Annotated in this window: 18 protein-coding genes and 1 tRNA gene; 12 read left to right on the top strand and 7 right to left on the bottom strand. The window is 58.9% G+C overall.

The features are described from left to right. Positions 1-130 precede the first annotated feature (130 nt). The 5 genes from EJA70_RS22855 to EJA70_RS22835 all read left to right on the top strand — a co-directional run bounded on the left by EJA70_RS22855 (position 131) and on the right by EJA70_RS22835 (position 5,594). Positions 131-1,423, top strand: a complete 1,293-nt coding sequence (locus EJA70_RS22855) for an OprD family porin (RefSeq protein WP_158833697.1) — start codon at positions 131-133, stop codon at positions 1,421-1,423. Positions 1,424-1,558: 135 nt separating this feature from the next. Continuing rightward, positions 1,559-2,536, top strand: coding sequence for a tripartite tricarboxylate transporter substrate binding protein (locus tag EJA70_RS22850; RefSeq protein WP_008083562.1), 978 nt, complete (start codon positions 1,559-1,561; stop codon positions 2,534-2,536). 56 nt (positions 2,537-2,592) lie between these two features. Further along, positions 2,593-3,051, top strand: coding sequence for a tripartite tricarboxylate transporter TctB family protein (locus EJA70_RS22845; protein WP_122591673.1), 459 nt, complete (start codon positions 2,593-2,595; stop codon positions 3,049-3,051). Position 3,052: 1 nt separating this feature from the next. After that, entirely contained in the window at positions 3,053-4,567 is a 1,515-nt protein-coding gene (locus tag EJA70_RS22840; RefSeq protein ID WP_122591671.1) for a tripartite tricarboxylate transporter permease, read from the top strand. Then, on the top strand, positions 4,560-5,594 hold the full coding sequence (locus EJA70_RS22835) for an AbrB family transcriptional regulator (protein WP_158833694.1): 1,035 nt from the start codon (positions 4,560-4,562) through the stop codon (positions 5,592-5,594). The genes EJA70_RS22840 and EJA70_RS22835 overlap by 8 nt, the downstream gene beginning before the upstream one ends. Before the next feature lie 124 nt (positions 5,595-5,718). Here the strand turns inward: EJA70_RS22835 and ung are convergent, their stop codons facing one another. Further along, positions 5,719-6,411 (bottom strand): uracil-DNA glycosylase, encoded by a 693-nt coding sequence (ung, locus tag EJA70_RS22830; protein ID WP_008083553.1) that lies wholly within the window; start codon positions 6,409-6,411, stop codon positions 5,719-5,721. A gap of 132 nt (positions 6,412-6,543) precedes the next feature. Between ung and EJA70_RS22825 the strand changes: the two genes are divergently transcribed. Beyond that, a complete protein-coding gene (locus EJA70_RS22825; RefSeq protein WP_158833692.1) occupies positions 6,544-7,656 on the top strand; it encodes an enoyl-CoA hydratase/isomerase family protein in 1,113 nt (370 codons plus the stop codon). Positions 7,657-7,710: 54 nt separating this feature from the next. On the opposite strand, the gene EJA70_RS22820 is transcribed toward EJA70_RS22825, so the two are convergent. Together EJA70_RS22820 and EJA70_RS22815 are read right to left on the bottom strand one after the other, a co-directional pair. Further along, on the bottom strand, positions 7,711-8,118 hold the full coding sequence (locus tag EJA70_RS22820) for a hypothetical protein (protein WP_158833690.1): 408 nt from the start codon (positions 8,116-8,118) through the stop codon (positions 7,711-7,713). Positions 8,119-8,299: 181 nt separating this feature from the next. Beyond that, complete coding sequence (locus EJA70_RS22815) at positions 8,300-8,551, bottom strand: hypothetical protein (protein ID WP_008083549.1); 252 nt, start codon at positions 8,549-8,551, stop codon at positions 8,300-8,302. A gap of 267 nt (positions 8,552-8,818) precedes the next feature. Between EJA70_RS22815 and EJA70_RS22805 the strand changes: the two genes are divergently transcribed. The 6 genes from EJA70_RS22805 (at position 8,819) to EJA70_RS22780 (ending at position 13,803) form a co-directional block, all read left to right on the top strand. Then, a complete protein-coding gene (locus EJA70_RS22805) occupies positions 8,819-9,049 on the top strand; it encodes a cysteine-rich CWC family protein (RefSeq protein WP_158833688.1) in 231 nt (76 codons plus the stop codon). 33 nt (positions 9,050-9,082) lie between these two features. Further along, positions 9,083-9,775 (top strand): pseudouridine synthase, encoded by a 693-nt coding sequence (locus EJA70_RS22800; RefSeq protein WP_158833686.1) that lies wholly within the window; start codon positions 9,083-9,085, stop codon positions 9,773-9,775. Between the two features lie 317 nt (positions 9,776-10,092). Then, positions 10,093-10,977, top strand: coding sequence for an alpha/beta fold hydrolase (locus EJA70_RS22795; RefSeq protein WP_008083543.1), 885 nt, complete (start codon positions 10,093-10,095; stop codon positions 10,975-10,977). Between the two features lie 157 nt (positions 10,978-11,134). Beyond that, positions 11,135-11,208: transfer RNA gene (locus tag EJA70_RS22790), tRNA-Gly, on the top strand. A 510-nt stretch (positions 11,209-11,718) separates the two neighbouring features. Then, on the top strand, positions 11,719-12,447 hold the full coding sequence (locus EJA70_RS22785) for a bifunctional 2-polyprenyl-6-hydroxyphenol methylase/3-demethylubiquinol 3-O-methyltransferase UbiG (protein WP_158833684.1): 729 nt from the start codon (positions 11,719-11,721) through the stop codon (positions 12,445-12,447). A gap of 99 nt (positions 12,448-12,546) precedes the next feature. Next, positions 12,547-13,803: a VWA domain-containing protein gene (locus tag EJA70_RS22780; RefSeq protein WP_158833682.1), complete on the top strand. Its 1,257-nt coding sequence runs from the start codon at positions 12,547-12,549 to the stop codon at positions 13,801-13,803. A gap of 154 nt (positions 13,804-13,957) precedes the next feature. Here the strand turns inward: EJA70_RS22780 and EJA70_RS22775 are convergent, their stop codons facing one another. The 4 genes from EJA70_RS22775 to EJA70_RS22760 form a co-directional block, all read right to left on the bottom strand. Then, on the bottom strand, positions 13,958-14,920 hold the full coding sequence (locus EJA70_RS22775; RefSeq protein ID WP_158833680.1) for a hypothetical protein: 963 nt from the start codon (positions 14,918-14,920) through the stop codon (positions 13,958-13,960). Positions 14,921-15,014: 94 nt separating this feature from the next. Next, positions 15,015-15,593 carry a TerD family protein gene (locus EJA70_RS22770; protein WP_008083534.1) on the bottom strand — a complete coding sequence of 193 codons (579 nt, stop codon included), beginning with the start codon at positions 15,591-15,593 and terminating at the stop codon, positions 15,015-15,017. Positions 15,594-15,620: 27 nt separating this feature from the next. Continuing rightward, entirely contained in the window at positions 15,621-16,196 is a 576-nt protein-coding gene (locus EJA70_RS22765) for a TerD family protein (RefSeq protein WP_008083532.1), read from the bottom strand. Positions 16,197-16,227: 31 nt separating this feature from the next. Then, positions 16,228-17,229 carry a TerC/Alx family metal homeostasis membrane protein gene (locus EJA70_RS22760; RefSeq protein ID WP_052635297.1) on the bottom strand — a complete coding sequence of 334 codons (1,002 nt, stop codon included), beginning with the start codon at positions 17,227-17,229 and terminating at the stop codon, positions 16,228-16,230. Between the last annotated feature and the right edge of the window lie 4 nt (positions 17,230-17,233).

Raw genomic sequence — 17,233 nt, 5'->3', positions numbered from 1 at the left:
TAGCGAAAGGTTAGCCGGTTAGAGTCGGCCCACGGACAGTCCCGGCTGCCGTCGCTGCTGCCACACAGCGATACGAAAAACGCCACGAAGCGTTTTCGACCAATAAGAACAATAAACGGAGTACACCCGCATGCCGTCCATGCAGCCGCAGGCATCCACGCCTGTTCGCCCTTCCCGTTTCAGCCACACCGCTCTCGCCAGTGCCGCCGCCCTTGCCGGTTTTTCGCCACTGAGTTTTGCCGACTTCATTGAAGACAGCAGCGCCACCTTCGAAACCCGCAACATGTATTTCAACCGCGACTTTCGCGATGGCACCAGCGCCCAGCAATCCAAGCGTGACGAATGGGCCCAGGGCTTCATGCTCAATCTGCAATCGGGTTACACCGATGGCACCGTGGGCTTCGGTGTCGATGCGCTGGGCATGCTCGGGGTCAAACTCGATTCGAGCCCGGACCGCACCGGCACCGGTTTGTTGCCGACCCATGACGACGGGCGCGCAGCAGACGAATACTCAAAGGTTGGCCTGACCGGCAAAGTAAAAATCTCCGCCACGGAACTTAAAATCGGCAGCCTGATTCCTGAACTGCCAATCCTCAAGCCCAACGACGGGCGCATCCTGCCGCAAACCTTTGAAGGCGGTTTGCTGACCTCCAAAGAGATCAAGAACCTGACCTTCACCGGTGGCCGACTGGAGAAAGCCAAGGATCGCGACAGCACCGATTTCGAGGACATCGCCCTCAATAACAAGAACAGCCGTTTCGCTGGCACCGCTGCCGGCAAGCACTTCGATTTTGGCGGCGTGGATTACAAGTTCACCGACAAGATCACCGGCAGTTACCACTTCGCGCAACTCGACGAAGTCTACAACCAGCACTTCTTCGGCTTGGTTGCCTCGCGGCCGATGGGCCCGGGCACGTTCGCCACTGACCTGCGCTTTGCCGTCAGTGATGATCAGGGCGCAGCCCGTGGCGGCGAAATCGACAACCGCTCGCTCAACGGTCTGGTCAGCTACGCGCTGAGCGGCCACAAGTTCAGCGCCGGTTATCAGCACATGTCTGGCGACAGCGCGTTCCCGTATGTCGATGGCAGCGACCCGTACCTGGTCAACTTCGTGCAGATCAACGACTTCGCCGGCGCTGAAGAACGCTCCTGGCAGGCACGCTACGACTTCGACTTCGCCAAACTCGGCATCCCTGGCCTGAGCTTCATGAGCCGCTACTTGAGCGGTGACAACATCAAGCTCAAGACCGGCGAGGAAGGCAAAGAGTGGGAGCGCAACACCGAGATCAAATATGTAGTACAAAGCGGCGCCTTGAAGGATGTCGCCGTGCGTTTGAGGAATGCCACTTACCGTTCCAATTACTCGGCTCGCGATGCGGATGAAGTGCGGTTGCTGGTGAGCTATAGCGTTGCCCTTTGGTAATTGATTGAAATGCCTTGGTGTTGTGGTCGGGAGATCAAAAGATCAAAAGATCAAAAGATCAAAAGATCAAAAGATCGCAGCCTTCGGCAGCTCCTACACAAAAGTCCTTACAACAAGAAAACTGTGGAGAGACCAATGAATTTTTCACTGCGTAAAGTTGCTTTGGCGGCCGGCATGATGCTGGTGGCCGGGCAGTTGATGGCCGAACCGAAACGTCCGGAATGCATTGCGCCGGCATCGCCGGGTGGTGGTTTCGACCTGACCTGCAAACTGGTGCAGAGCGCACTGGTCAACCAGAAACTGCTGAGCAAACCGATGCGCGTGACTTACATGCCTGGCGGTGTCGGCGCAGTGGCGTACAACGCGGTGGTCGCGCAGCGTCCGGCCGATGCCGGCACGCTTGTCGCGTGGTCGAGCGGTTCGTTGCTGAACCTGGCGCAAGGCAAGTTCGGGCGTTTCGATGAAACCAACGTGCGCTGGCTCGCGGCTGTCGGTACCAGCTACGGCGCCATCGCGGTGAAAAGCGATTCGCCCTACAAGACCCTCGACGATCTCGTTCAGGCATTGAAGAAAGATCCAAGCTCGGTAGTCATTGGTTCCGGCGGCACCGTTGGCAGCCAGGACTGGATGCAAACCGCACTGATCGCCAAGGCTGCCGGGATCAACCCGCGCGACCTGCGCTATGTCGCCCTCGAAGGCGGCGGCGAAATCGCTACCGCCCTGCTCGGTGGTCACATCCAGGTCGGCAGTACCGACATCTCCGACTCCATGCCGCACATCCAGAGCGGCGACATGCGCCTGCTCGCGGTGTTCGCCGACAAGCGCCTCGACGAGCCGGAAATGAAAGACATCCCGACCGCTCGCGAGCAAGGCTACGACATCGTCTGGCCGGTGGTTCGCGGCTTCTACCTGGGGCCAAAAGTCAGCGACGAAGACTACGCCTGGTGGAAAGACTCGTTCGACAAACTGCTGGCCTCCGACGAGTTCGCCAAGCTGCGCGATCAGCGTGAACTGTTTCCGTTCGCCATGACCGGCCCGGAACTCGACACCTACGTGAAGAAGCAAGTTGCCGACTACAAAGTGCTGGCCAAAGAGTTCGGCCTGATCCAGTGATCGTCTCTGTCTAGCGGCTGCGTTCCCGATTGCGGGGACGCGGCACAGGAGCTCCCATGCTTATTCAACGCATTTTCGCCTCGGTGCTGTTGCTGGTCTGTGTCGGCCTGGCACTGATGGCATGGCCGTACCAAGCGGCTTTTTCCTACGAACCCGTCGGCCCGCGCGCCTTCCCACTGCTGATGCTCGGCCTGATGGGCGTGGCGCTGCTGTACATGGTGTTCCGCCCGGCCGCGATTAAACACAGTGAAGACGAGCCGCCACTGGACCGCGAAACCCTGACCAAGATCGCCATTTGCGTCGCATTGCTGCTGGTGTTCGCCGGCCTGTTCGAACCGCTGGGCTTCATCCTCAGCAGCATCCTTATCGGCATCCCGATGGCGCGCCTGTATGGCGGTCGCTGGGTGCCGAGCATTGTGGTGACCTCGCTGATGGCCATCGGTCTGTACCTGCTGTTCGACCGCGTGATGGAAGTCCCGCTGCCCCTTGGCCTGCTCGACGTGCTGGAGAACTGATATGGATACCCTCGGTTATTTGGGTCAAGGCTTCGGCGTTGCGCTGAGCCCGTACAACCTGGTCACAGCGTTGACCGGTACGTTGATCGGCACCGTCGTCGGCTTGCTGCCGGGCCTTGGCCCGATCAATGGCGTGGCCTTGCTGATTCCGATCGCATTCGCCCTCGGCCTGCCACCGGAATCGGCGTTGATTCTGTTGGCAGCGGTGTATCTGGGCTGCGAATACGGCGGTCGGATCAGTTCAATCCTGCTGAACATTCCGGGTGAAGCCTCCACCGTGATGACCACCCTCGACGGTTACCCGATGGCCCGTAAAGGCCTCGCCGGTGTAGCGCTGTCACTGTCGGCGTGGAGTTCGTTCATCGGCGCGTTTATTGCCACGTGCGGCATGGTGCTGTTCGCCCCGTTGCTGGCGAAATGGGCGATTGCTTTCGGCCCGGCGGAATACTTCGTGTTGATGGTGTTTGCCATTGTCTGCCTGGGCGGCATGGCCGGTGATCGACCGTTGAAAACCTTCATCGCCGCGTTGATCGGTCTGTTCCTGTCGAGCGTCGGCATCGATGCCAACAGCGGTGTTTACCGCTTCACCGGCGACAACATTCACCTCACCGACGGCATTCAATTTGTCGTGCTGGTGCTGGGCCTGTTCTCGATCAGTGAGATTCTGTTACTGCTGGAGAAAACCCATCGCGGCCAGGAAGCGGTGAAAGCCACCGGGCGGATGATGTTCAACTTCAAGGAAGCCTCGTCGGTGTTCGTGGTGAACATTCGTTGCGGTCTGCTCGGGTTCATCATGGGCGTATTGCCGGGTGCCGGCGCGACGCTGGCCAGCGCCGTGGCTTACATGACCGAAAAACGCATCGCCGGTGCCAGCGGCAAATTCGGTCAGGGTGATGCCCGTGGCCTCGCCGCTCCGGAAACGGCCATCGGTGCTTCGGCCTGTGGCGCACTGGTGCCGATGCTGACACTGGGTGTGCCAGGTTCGGGCACCACAGCGGTGATGATCGGCGCCCTGTCGTTGTACAACATCACCCCGGGCCCGCTGCTGTTCCAGCAACAACCGGACATCGTCTGGGGCCTGATCGCGTCGTTGTTCATCGCCAACATCATGCTGGTGATCCTCAACATCCCGATGATCCGCATCTTCACCCGCATCCTTGCCGTGCCGAACTGGGCACTGGTGCCGGTGATCGCGATCATCACCGGGATCGGCGTTTACGCGGTCCACGCGACCACGTTCGACCTGTTCCTGATGGTCGGCATCGGCATCTTCGGTTACATCCTGCGCAAGCTCGACTTCCCGTTGTCGCCGGTATTGCTGGGCTTCATTCTCGGCGGTCTGATGGAGCAGAACCTGCGTCGTGCGCTGTCGATTTCCAACGGTGCGCTGGACATCCTCTGGTCGAGCCCGATCACCTTCGGTGTCTGGGTGCTGACCGCGCTGATGCTGGCCTTCCCGCTGATCCGCATCTGGCGCAAACGTTCGGTCGCGCGTCGCGCCATCGCCGATGTTTGATCGCGCTTCACTGAAATCCTGGTGGGGAACCCCGCTGGTCGGTCTGCTCGGCGGTTACCTCGCCAGCCAGATCGGCTGGCCACTGCCGTGGATGGTCGGCTCGTTGCTGGCGATCATCCTCGTGCGCTGCCTGACGCCGTGGCAACTTACGGAAATCCCTGGCGGCCGCAAGTGCGGCCAGTGGATTGTCGGCATCGGCATCGGCCTGCACTTCACCCCGGTGGTGATGGAGCAAGTGCTCAGTCATTTCGGCTTGATCTTCTTCGGCGCGCTGGTCACCAGTTTGTCGGCGGTGGTCGGCGTGTGGTTGATGCGCCGTACCGGTGAAGATCGCGCCACGGCGTTCTTTTCGAGCATGCCCGGCGGCTCTGGCGAGATGGTCAACCTTGGCGCGCGTAATGGCGCGATGCTCAGCCACGTTGCGGCGGGGCAGAGTTTGCGTGTTCTGGTGGTGGTGCTGTGCGTGCCGGCGGCGTTCAAGTATCTGCTCGGTGACGGTAATCCGATTTCACACGCTGGCAGCGTCGATTGGCGCTGGCTGGCGATTCTGTTTCCGGCGGGCGGTTTGCTCGCGTGGCTCTGGCAGCGTTTGCGTCAACCCAATCCGTGGCTGTTCGGACCGTTGCTGGTGAGTGCGGCGGTGAGCATTGGCTGGGATCTGCACATCGGTTTGCCCAATGGCGGCAGTCAGATCGGTCAGTGGCTGATTGGCAGCGGTTTGGGCTGTCACTTCAACCGGCAGTTCTTCCGCCGTGCGCCTTCATTCATGGGGCGGACGTTGATCGGCACGGCGCTGACCATGTTGATCGCGACACTGGCGGCGTTGGGGTTGAGTGCGTTGACCCATCTGGATCTGCGCTCGCTGACGCTGGGCATGATGCCTGGCGGGATTGCCGAGATGAGCCTGACGGCGGAGACGCTGCAATTGTCGGTGCCGCTGGTGACGGCGATGCAAGTAATGCGGCTGTTGTTTGTGCTGTTTTTGGCTGAGCCGTTGTTCAAGTACTGGAATCGTATTCCGGAGTAAGACCGAGTTGCCCCATCGCTGGCAAGCCAGCTCCCACAGGGTTTTGGGTTGTGCACAAAAACTGTGGCACCCACAAGTACCTGTGGGAGCTGGCTTGCCAGCGATGGGGCCCTTCAGATCCCCATCAGATGGGCGGCAGGCGCCACTCGATCGGCGTCTCGCCATTCTGCTCAAGAAACTTGTTGGTGCGGCTAAAGTGCCCGCAACCCAAAAAACCGCGATACGCCGACAACGGCGACGGATGCACCGACGTCAGCACCAGATGCTTGGTCGCATCGATCAGCTTCTGCTTGCTCTGTGCATGCGCGCCCCAGAGCATGAACACCAGATGCGGTTGACGCTCGCTGACCAACTCAATGATCCGATCAGTGAAAAACTGCCAGCCCTTATCCTTGTGCGCATTGGCGTTGGCGCGCTCGACGGTCATCGTTGTGTTGATCATCAACACCCCCTGATCGGCCCAGCTCTGCAGGTAGCCGTGATTGGGAATGTCGATGTTCAGGTCGCGTTTCAACTCTTTATAGATGTTGACCAGCGATGGCGGCGCCGGCACCCCCGGTTGCACCGAGAAGCACAAGCCATGGGCCTGACCCGGGCCGTGATACGGGTCCTGGCCGAGGATCACCACTTTCACTTTATCCAGTGGCGTCGAATTCAGCGCATTGAAAATCATTGGCCCCGGCGGATAGATTTCCTTGCCGGCCGCCCGCTCCTGCTGCAGAAAATTGCGCAACTCTGCCATGTAAGGCTGGTCGAATTCAGCACGCAGTGCCTCCTTCCAGCTCGGTTCGAGTTTGATACGGTCGTCAGCAGTCATGGTCATACCCGGCAAAAACAATGGGGCGAACCCTAGGAAAGCCGGCCACGCTTGTCAATTGATCTGACACAGATCCGGCACTTTCCCCCACAGCGATCATACTGATCGTTCAAATTCCCGATCGAGGTCACGATGAATCTGCACTTCGAAGAACTCATCGGCACCGACGGCGCCCGCATCGGTATCGCCAGCCTGGATGCTGAAAAATCGCTGAACGCGCTGTCCCTGCCAATGATCAACGCCCTCAGCGACAAACTGGACGCCTGGGCCAAGGATGCCCAAATCGTCTGCGTACTGTTACGCGGCAATGGTGCCAAGGCGTTCTGCGCCGGCGGCGAAGTGCGCAGCCTGGTCGAAGCCTGCCGCGCTCATCCCGGCGAAGTCCCGCCGCTGGCTGCGCAGTTTTTCAGCGCGGAATATCGTCTGGATTACAGCCTGCACACCTATCCAAAACCGCTGATCTGCTGGGGGCATGGCTATGTGCTCGGCGGCGGCATGGGCCTGTTGCAAGGCGCGAGCACGCGGATCGTCACGCCGAGCAGTCGCCTGGCAATGCCGGAAATCACCATTGGTCTGTATCCGGACGTCGGTGCCAGTTGGTTTCTCGCACGACTGCCGGGCAAGCTCGGCTTGTTTCTGGGCCTGACCGGCGCGCACATGAATGGCCGTGATGCGATCGATCTGGATCTGGCCGACCGCTTCCTGCTCGACGAACAGCAGCCGGAGCTGATCGAAGGTCTGTTGCAGCTGAATTGGCAGGAACAGATCGATCGGCAGCTCAACAGTCTGCTCAAAGCGCTGCAACAGGAAGCCGTGGCGCACATGCCCGAAGCGCAGTGGCTGCCGCGTCGTCAGCAGATCGACGAACTGCTCGACGTCAGCGACGTGGCCTGCGCCTGGAAAGCCATCAGCCTGCAACGCGACAGCAGCAACCCGCTGATCGCCCGGGCCGCGAAGACCATGAGCGAAGGCTCGCCGCTGACCGCGCATTTGGTCTGGGAGCAAATTATTCGTGCTCGACACATGTCGCTGGCCGAAGTCTTTCAGATGGAATACACCCTGAGCCTCAATTGTTGCCGGCATCCGGAGTTCAGCGAAGGGGTTCGCGCGCGTTTGATCGACAAGGATCAGAAGCCGCACTGGCATTGGCCAGATATCAGCAATGTGCCGGATGCGGTGGTTGAGGCGCACTTTCACAAGGCCTGGGAGGGGCGGCATCCGTTGGCGGATCTGACGCAGTATTAAAATCCAGGCACAAAAAAAGCGGCGCTCAATGCGCCGCTTTTCATTTGCAGTTTGTTACCAGCGGTTGCCACGTCCGTTGTGATCACCACGTCCACTGTGACGGTCGTAATTGCCGCGACCGCGATGATCGCTATCCCAACCGCCGCGACGGTGGCCATCCCAGCGCCCGCGATCGTTGTCGTGCCAGCGACGGCTCTCGTAGTAGCGCGGTGCCGGTTGGTAGTAACGCGGCGCCGATTGGTAGTAGCGCGGTTGCTGGTAGTACCGCGGCGCTGGCTGGTAGTAGCGTGGTTGCGCGTAATACGTGCCGCCACCGCTGTAATAATTGCCGCCCGTGTTGTAGTAAGCCGGTGCGGGTGAGGTGTAGACCTCGGAACTGTAATACGAGTCCGCGTAAGAGTAAGGGACGCAACCGGCAACGGAAAACATCAACGCAGCAAGCAGTAGGATTCGTCTATACATGGCGGCCTCCTTGGACCGCGAGTCAGCCACACCAGCGACGCTGGCAGGCGTCAGTCATTTATTCTGGGACTGACGAAAGATCTGACAGCGTTTTCCGAATCTGGTGCGTTCCTGCAACAAGTTGAAACAAGTGATTTATGAAACCTTGTTCATACGTCGGTCGCCGTCATTCAGGCGCTGATTAATGGTGCCCTCCGTGATATCCGCCGCCGTGATAACCCCGTCCGTAACCACCCCGATAACCGTAACCGCCGTAGTAATAGCGGGCGCCGCCGTAGTAACGCGGGCCGTAATAACCACCGTAGTAATAAGGCGAGTAATAGCCGGGAGAGTAGTAGGTGGCAGGGTAAGCATCGTAGGGACCGGCGTAGTAGTAACAACCGGATAAGCCGAAAACCAGAACGGCACCGAGCAACATCTTTTGAATACGCATGGCGGCCTCCTGAAAGACCCACGGCCGCAACCGAACAGAGCAGCCGACACACATTTGACTGAGGCGGATTGATCAAGTGCCCAGTCCCGACAGGCATCAGATCAGCGGCGCTCCGCGCTGAAGATATGGCAGTCATTACTGGCCATCGGGCTGCCGCCTCGTTCGATGACACCTTGCGCAGGCTGCTGTCGCGGGCCGATCATGCGATGTACCGAGCCAGCCAAACCGGCCGCAACCGCAACTGCGTGGAAATGCCTTATTCGACTTATGCCTGATTCCGACATTAAACCTGACCATTGCCCGGCCTGCGGCGCCCGTAACGACTGCAGCCTGGCCGATCCGCGCACCGCTGACCGCGAATGCTGGTGCTATGCCGTGACTATCGACCCGGCCGTGCTCGAAGCGCTACCGCCAGAGTTGCGCAACCAATCCTGCCTGTGCCCGCGTTGCGCGCAGGTCGAGGCGCAACTGCAAGCGGCCAAACGCTTGATCCCGTAAGATGCGCGCCCCTTCTATCACTGAACTCTGAACATGCGCGTCGACCGTTTCCTCAGCAACCTGCCCCGCTACAACCGTCAGCAGGTTCGCTTGTTGCTGGTGGAAAAGCGCGTGCGGATTGACGGAAAAGTCGTCAGCGATCCGCACAGCGAAGTAGTGGAATTCAGCCGCGTCGAAGTCGATGACGAAATCCTGCAAGCCGGCAAACCCGCGCGCTATTTCATGCTGCACAAGCCACCGGGCTGCGTCAGCGCCACCCGCGATCCGCAGCATCCTACCGTGCTCGACCTGATCGATGAACCGGACAAGGACGACCTGCACATCGCCGGACGCCTGGACTTCAACACGACGGGCCTGATGTTGATCACCAACGATGGCGCGTGGTCGCGACGCCTGACCCAGCCGCAGACCAAATTGCCGAAGGTCTATTACGTCGAGACCGAGCAAGAAATTGGCGCGCAATATGCGATCACCTTTGCGGAAGGGATCTACTTCGCGTTCGAGGATTTGACCACGCAACCGGCGCAGCTGGAACTGCTAGGCCCCCGCTCGGCGCGGTTGAGCATCGTCGAGGGTCGTTACCATCAGGTGAAGCGCATGTTTGGTTTCTTCAACAACAAAGTCCTGCGTCTGCACCGCGAATCGATGGGCCCGCTGTTGCTCGATAACGCGCTAAAACCGGGCGAGTACCGCGCTTTGCGCACCGAAGAGATCCATTTGTTCTAAGCCGGCGACCGCTCAGCAGAAGTTGTCGAACAATTTACCACCGGCACTTGCGCGATCCCGACTCCCCTGCTTGAATCAGGACGTCGGCCAGATTGTGACCGACGAGTCACAACATACCTCTAAGAAACTTTTTGCCGGTAGAGAGCCTTCAAGGCTCCGCCTCAGCCGGCAGACTGCCCGCCAATAACAATACCCGTCGACCTGCCGTAACGGATCGACATGGGCCAAGCAAATTCCAGGCGTATGCCTACCTGTCACAAAGCTCGTGCAATCTATATTTGCGCGCATACCCGCTTGCTTGCCAGGAGTCTTATGACATGAGGCCAGAAATCGCTGTGCTGGATATACAGGGTCAGTATCGGGTTTACACGGAGTTCTATCGCGCAGACGCCGCAGAAAAGACCATCATCCTGGTCAACGGCTCGATGGCCACGACTGCGTCGTTTGCACAGACTGTGAAAAACCTGCACCCCCAATTCAACGTGGTTTGCTATGACCAGCCTTACGCGGGCCGATCAAAAGCGCACAACCGCCACGAGAAACACCTGACCAAGGACGTCGAAGGGCAGATTCTGCTGGAGCTGATCGACCACTTCGCTGCCGAGCACGTGCTGTCGTTTTCCTGGGGCGGTGCCGCGACGCTGGTCGCCCTCGCCCACCAGCCACGGCGCATCGAACGGGCCGTGATCAGCTCGTTCTCGCCGGTGATCAACGCACACATGCTCGATTACCTCGAACGCGGCGTCGACTACCTCGGCCAGCGCGACGGCGACCGCGTCGGCCACTTGGTCAACAACACCATCGGCAAACACCTGCCGTCACTGTTCAAGCGCTTCAACTATCGTCACGTCAGCAGCCTGGCCGAGCACGAATACGGGCAGATGCATTTCCACATCAGCGACGTACTGCACAGCGATCGTCAGTGCTATTTGAATGCGGCGAAGAAGATCAACGTGCCGGTGCTGTTTCTAAACGGCGAATGGGACGAGTACACCGCCGCCGACGATGCACGGCTGTTCGGCAACCATGTGGCGCAGAGCACGTTCACCACCCTGCAAGCGACGGGGCACTTTCTCGACATGGAGCACAAGGCAGCGTGCCGCGATAGCCAGAATGCCTTGCTCGGGTTCCTGAAACCGGCGCAGCAGACCAGCCGAACGCGTTACTCGTTTGTTCAGGATCAACATGCATTGGCCATTTGAAAGAGTGTCTTCGCGAGCGAGTCTGTGGGGTTGAGCTTTTCGATCATTACCCGCAGCACTCGCCCGCGACTGACTATTTCCAATGATTCAAAGCACTCTTTTGCAAAAGAAAACTTCAAATTCTTGGCCGAGTCTGGTACAAAGTCAGCCGCTCTGAGCGGGTATAGTTTAATGGTAGAACAGTAGCTTCCCAAGCTTCCGACGAGGGTTCGATTCCCTCTACCCGCTCCACTCAGATTTTGTCTCACGTTGTGTTTTTGACGGGGGATGCAGGAACAGAAAAAACCGGCCTTGATGGCCGGTTTTTTTGTGTCTGGGATTTGAGGTTTGCCATTTGGGCAGTACGGAACCTTTCAGAAACACTCCGTTGATTGCAGATTCGCCAGTCCCCTCTACGCTTCGGGTTCTCTAATGACAACAAGTGGAGTCTGTTCAAGGGAATGATCTACATGTGGCGCTCGGTACAGAAAATCCGGAGCACACGGCAGGACGTAACACTGCACGCCTTTAAACACTTCGCCAGGAATACGTTTACACGGCGATAAACCATAGCGATTTTTCCGACATTACAGATCCACAACACTCCATCGGTTTTCACCTCCCGCCCAACCAACTAGCATTTCCCCATCAACCACCACCCTCCCCCTGCGCGGCCATCGACGAATACGCGCCTTCACTTTCGAGGGATTCCAATCGCGGCCACTGCGCCGCTGACGACCGAAATCAAAAGAGCATTTCACCATGACGCAAAACATTTACGACGATCCAGCATTCTTCCAGGGCTACAGCCAAATGAACCGCTCGATCGGAGGCCTTGACGCGGCGCCGGAGTGGCCGGCGCTAAAGGCGCTGTTACCGTCCATGCACGGTTTGCACGCGGTCGATCTGGGTTGCGGTTATGGCTGGTTCAGCCGCTGGGCCAGCGAGAATGGCGCCACCGACGTCTTGGGCCTGGATGTCTCGGAGAAGATGCTCGAACGGGCACGCAATACCACTACTGCAGCGAACATCCGCTACGAGCGTGCCGACCTTGAACAGCTCGACCTGCCCGCTTGCCATTTCGACCTGGCCTACAGCTCGTTGGCGCTGCATTACATCAAGGATCTGCCAGGGCTGTTTGCGCAGCTGTACGCGGCGTTGAAACCGGGTGCGCACTTTGTCTTTTCCATCGAACACCCGATCTTCATGGCGCCGCGCAATCCGGGGTGGTTGATTGACAGCGAAGGTAACAAGCGCTGGCCGCTGGACGGTTATCAGAAGGAAGGCGAGCGCGTGACGAACTGGCTGGCCGAAGGTGTGATCAAGCAGCATCGCACGATGGGCACGCTGCTCAATGGGCTGATTGCTGCGGGGTTCAACATTCGTCACGTCAACGAATGGGGCCCAAGCGACGCCGAAGTGGCTGCGCAACCGGCGCTGGCAGAAGAGCGCGAACGGCCGATGATGCTGCTGGTGTCAGTGCAGCGCTGAGGGCAAAGCTTTCAACCGGGTTTGGGGTGATAATACGCCGGCGATCGGCGCCCTCCCCGGCAAGTGCCGAGGCAACCCATCATCAAACAAGGAAGCAAGATGCAGATCACTCAGGGACAACGCCTGCCACTGTCCAACATTCTCCAGGGTCAGTCGCTCACCCTCGCGGTGCAGATTCAGTCCAGCGACGTCATTGATTTTGTCTGCTTCGGCGTCGACGCGCAGGGCAAGCTGTCCGACGATCGCTACATGGTGTTTTTCAATCAACCGAGCACGCCGTGCGCCGGCGTCAAGATTGAAGATCAGGGGCGGTTTCAGATCAATCTCGCGCAGTTGCCGGCCACCATTGATCGCCTGGTGTTCACCGCCTCCATTGATGGCGCCGGCGCGATGAGCGCCATCGGTGCCAGTCAGTTCAGCGTGTCCAACCCGGCCGGTCAGACGGTTGCCCAGTGCGCGTTTTCCGGTGCGACCTTCAGCGCCGAAAAAGCGATCATGGTCGCCGAACTCTATCGCAAGAACGGCGAATGGCGCCTGCTCTCGAACCTGCAAGGTTACGCACAGGGCCTCGATGCACTGGTCAATCACTTCGGCGGAGAAGTGGCTGAAAGCCCTGTGCCGGCCCCGGTTCCAGCGCCAGCGCCGGCAAAGGTTTCCCTCGAGAAAAAGATTGCCGCTGCCGCACCGCACTTGGTCAGCCTGGCCAAAAAAGCCCAGATCAGCCTGGAAAAAGCCAACCTCACGCAGACCAAGGCGCGCGTGGTGCTGGTGCTTGATGCCTCAGGCTCGATGAACCATCAATACGCCAAAGGCCGGGTACAGGAAGTGGTCGACAGGCTGCTGCCGCTGGCGGTGTCGTTCGACGAGGACGGCGAGCTCGATTGCTGGGCGTTCGGCGCCAAGCCTTTGCGCCTCTCACCCGTAACGCTGAGCAACCACAAGGGCTTCATCGACAGCGACAGCCGTGGCTGGAGAAACTGGGAACTGGGCAGCCGGATCAACGATGAACCCAAAGTCATCGAAAAAGTGCTGGAGCAGTTTCATCTGAGCGATGACGGCACGCCCATGTATGTCCTGTTCATCAGTGACGGTGGCGTATCGGAAAGCCGCAAGATCACCCGCCTGATGGTCGACGCCGCCAATCTGCCGATCTTCTGGCAATTTGTCGGGCTCGGCGGCAAGGGTTACGGGATTCTGGAAAAGCTCGACACCCTGCCCGGGCGCGTGGTCGACAACTGCGGTTTCTTCGCGCTGGATGACTTGCACGACATCTCGGAAGAACAGCTCTACGACCTGTTGATGGCCGAGTTTCCGATCTGGCTGAAGGACGCCAAAGTCAAGGGCATTATTCGCTGATGGCCAGCCCGCGCAGGCCTTGAGGCTTGCGCGGATCTTCCTCAGCCGAGGCCGGACATCCGCAGCGGGGTGATCCCGAAAAGCCGCGCCGAGCGATCCAGTTTGATCCGCGCCCCACACGCGTTGAGGGCTGCCAACGGCGCCCTGCGCCGAATCAAGCGCTTGGCGTCGCGATAAACGTTGAGCCATTCCATTTGTACCGTTCGACGCTTTCGACACTCGGGCAGCAATTGGCATCGTCGGGGCCGACCGAAAGCACTTTCAGCGCCAGTTTTTTTGAATCGAGCACCTGAACGTTCTGCACGCCTGATCCCACGACGAGACTGTTGCGATAGGTCCAGCCATTGGCATCGGCGTAGAACGTGGCCAGGGACTGAAAATAACCGTTACCGCCCCCCTGCCCTTCGATGGTGTAAAGCACCACGGCATCGTTGACGCCATCGTCATTGAAGTCGGCGAAAACCACCTGCCGGCCTTCCTTGTACTCATCGCCTCCGTCCTTCGCCAATTCAGCGGCGATCATGCGGTCAACCGCGCCATCGAGTGCTGCTGGCATTGCCGCAGTTGCGGTGGCGGCCGGCTCAGTGGCGGCGGCGGAAGCAGCGGGCGCTGCGGGAGCGACCTCTTTGCCGAGCAGAATGGCAGCTGTAGGTGACATCGGCTCGCGCGACTCGGCGACCATGTCGCCACGTACTTTTTCTGTGACAACCGAAAGCAGTTCCTGCATATCGGGGCCCGTGAAGAGATAATTTGACGAATTGCCGAACGGCTGCGCTTCGCCCAGAAACCAGCGCGCGAAGAAGCCTGGACGTTTGCTTTGCTGTTCTTTGATCAGTCTGTCGATCAGGCCATTGGCGGTGCTGGCAACGCGCTCGTACCCGTCCTTGCCCATGTTCTTGATCAATGCGTCCTTATCACGATCCAGATGGCCACGGGCCAACTCGAGCATGATGATGTTGGTATCGACCAGCTTGCTCGCGCATTCGTTGGTGTTATTACCCATGCACGACTCTCGGTATTGCTGCACGGCATTGTTGGCCTGGAAATCGTCGTAGGCACCACAGCCCGCCAACATTGCCAGAACGCCCGCCGCGCACATTCCACGAAACATTTGCATCTCCCTGTTTCCCCTTCCCTTTCAATCCTGATACTGCAAAAACGACAGGCAAGAAAAAGCCCCCTCGCGAGGGGGCCTTCTCAACCCTTTCGGGTTAGCCGATGCTCACACCGTGAGCTTCCGCCAGAGGCTTCAGGCCGCCGGCGAAACCTTGGCCGATGGCCTTGAACTTGAACTCTTCACCGTTGCGATACAGCTCACCGAAGATCATCGCGGTTTCGGTCGAAGCGTCTTCGCTCAAGTCGTAGCGAGCCAGTTCCTTGCCGTCAGCCTTGTTGACCACACGGATGTAGGCGTTCGACACCTGACCGAAGCTTTGCTTGCGAGCGTCGGCGTCGTGGATGGTTACCGCAAACACCAGCTTCTTCACAGCAGCAGCCAGACCGTTGAGTTTGACGGTGGCTTGCTCGTCATCACCTTCGCCAGCGCCCGAGCGGTTGTCGCCCATGTGCTCGACGGAACCGTCGGCGGAGGTTTTGTTGTTGTAGAAAATGAAGCTGTTGTCGTCGAGCACTTTGCCGTTTTCACCGACGATAAAAATCGACGCATCGAGGTCAAACTCGGTGCCGTCAGTAACACGCGGATCCCAACCCAGGCCGACGATCACTTCGGTCAAGCCAGGAGCTTCTTTGGACAGCGAAACGTTGCCACCTTTGGACAGACTTACAGCCATGTTCAGATTCCTTTTGCTGGGGGTTGTTTAGAAGTTCATGCCGTAGTTGTTGGCCAGGGCGCGCAGGCCACCGGCGTAACCCTGACCCACGGCGCGGAATTTCCATTCGCCGTTGTTGCGATACAGTTCAGCGAAGACCATCGCCGTTTCGGTCGAAGCGTCTTCAGCCAGGTCGTAGCGAACCACTTCGGCGCTGGTCACGTCGTTGACGACACGAATGAAAGAACCACCGACCTGGCCAAAGCTCTGCTTGCGCGACTCGGCGTCGTGGATGGTGACGATGAACACAACCTTGTCCACGTCAGCCGGGATACGGCTCAGGTCGACCTTGATCACTTCGTCGTCGCCGTCGCCTGCACCTGTGCGGTTGTCGCCAGTGTGCTCGACCGAACCGTCCAGGCTCTTGAGCTGGTTGTAGAAAATGAAGTCGGCTTCGCTGCGAACCTTGCCGTTAGCACCCAGCAGAAGAGCGCTCGCGTCCAGGTCAAACTCGGCGCCGTCAGTTGCACGCGGGTCCCAGCCCAGACCTACCAGAATCTTGCTCAGGCTCGGGTCGGTTTTGGTCAGAGACAGGTTTGCACCCTTTTGAAGAGTCAGTGCCATGGGTATTACTCCTTGTGGTAAAGACGATTACTTATTGGTTTTCGACCGGTGCGTCTTCTTCCTTTCCGGGGAAGATCAGACTGGCAACGACACCGATCGCCAATACAACCATTACGATCAGCAAACTGGTGTTCGCATCAATGGTGTAGCCGTGGTGGAACATGTGATCCGTTGCATTCAAGCCCAGCTTGACGGCAATGAAGAACAACAGCGCGATCACCGATTTTTCCAGGTGAACGAGGTAGCGTTTCAGCGCTTCGAGTACGAAGTACATGGTCCGCAGGCCCAGAATCGCGAAGAGCATGGCCGAGTAGACGATCAACGGCTCACGGCTCACGGCGATCACCGCCGGTACGGAGTCGAACGCGAACAGCACGTCGGAAACTTCCGCGACCACCAGGCAGAGGAACAGCGGCGTGGCAAAAATGGTGCCCTTGGCTGCCAGCGACATGCCCTGGTTTTCAGGTTTTTTCAGTTCCACTTCGAGCTGCTTGCGCGACACGAAGAAGTTGTGGCCATACAGCTTCGGCCAAACCGGGAAGAGCTTTTGTGCGAAGCGGTAGGCCATGTGCTTGGAATAGTCTTCCTCTTCCTCGTCATCACCGCCGCTGCGCAACATCATGACGGCCGTCCAGGCGACGATCACCGCGAAGACGATTTCGACCCAAGGGCCGAAAGCCAGCAGGCCGGTACCGATCGCCACGAAGATCCCGCGGAACACGATCGCACCGATGATGCCCCAGTACAGAACACGGTGGCGCATGCCATCCGGCACTTTGAACCAGGCGAAAATCGCCATGAACACAAAGAGATTGTCGACGCTGAGAACTTTCTCCAGCGCATAACCGGTGACGAACAGGCTCGCGACCTCAGGCCCGTGCTCGTAGTACAGGAAGCCTGCAAACGCCAGCGAGATCGCAATCCAGAAAATCGACCAGATCGAGGCTTTAGCCAGCGAAATAGGTTTGTCGCCACGATGGGTGACCATGTCGAGCAGCAGCGCGCCCACCGCGATCCCGACGAACACCGCCATCGTC

Origin of the sequence: Pseudomonas sp. PB103 (genome assembly GCF_009764635.1) — a bacterium.
Taxonomy (GTDB): Bacteria; Pseudomonadota; Gammaproteobacteria; order Pseudomonadales; family Pseudomonadaceae; genus Aquipseudomonas.
This window is presented reverse-complemented; position numbering and strand designations above follow the sequence as displayed.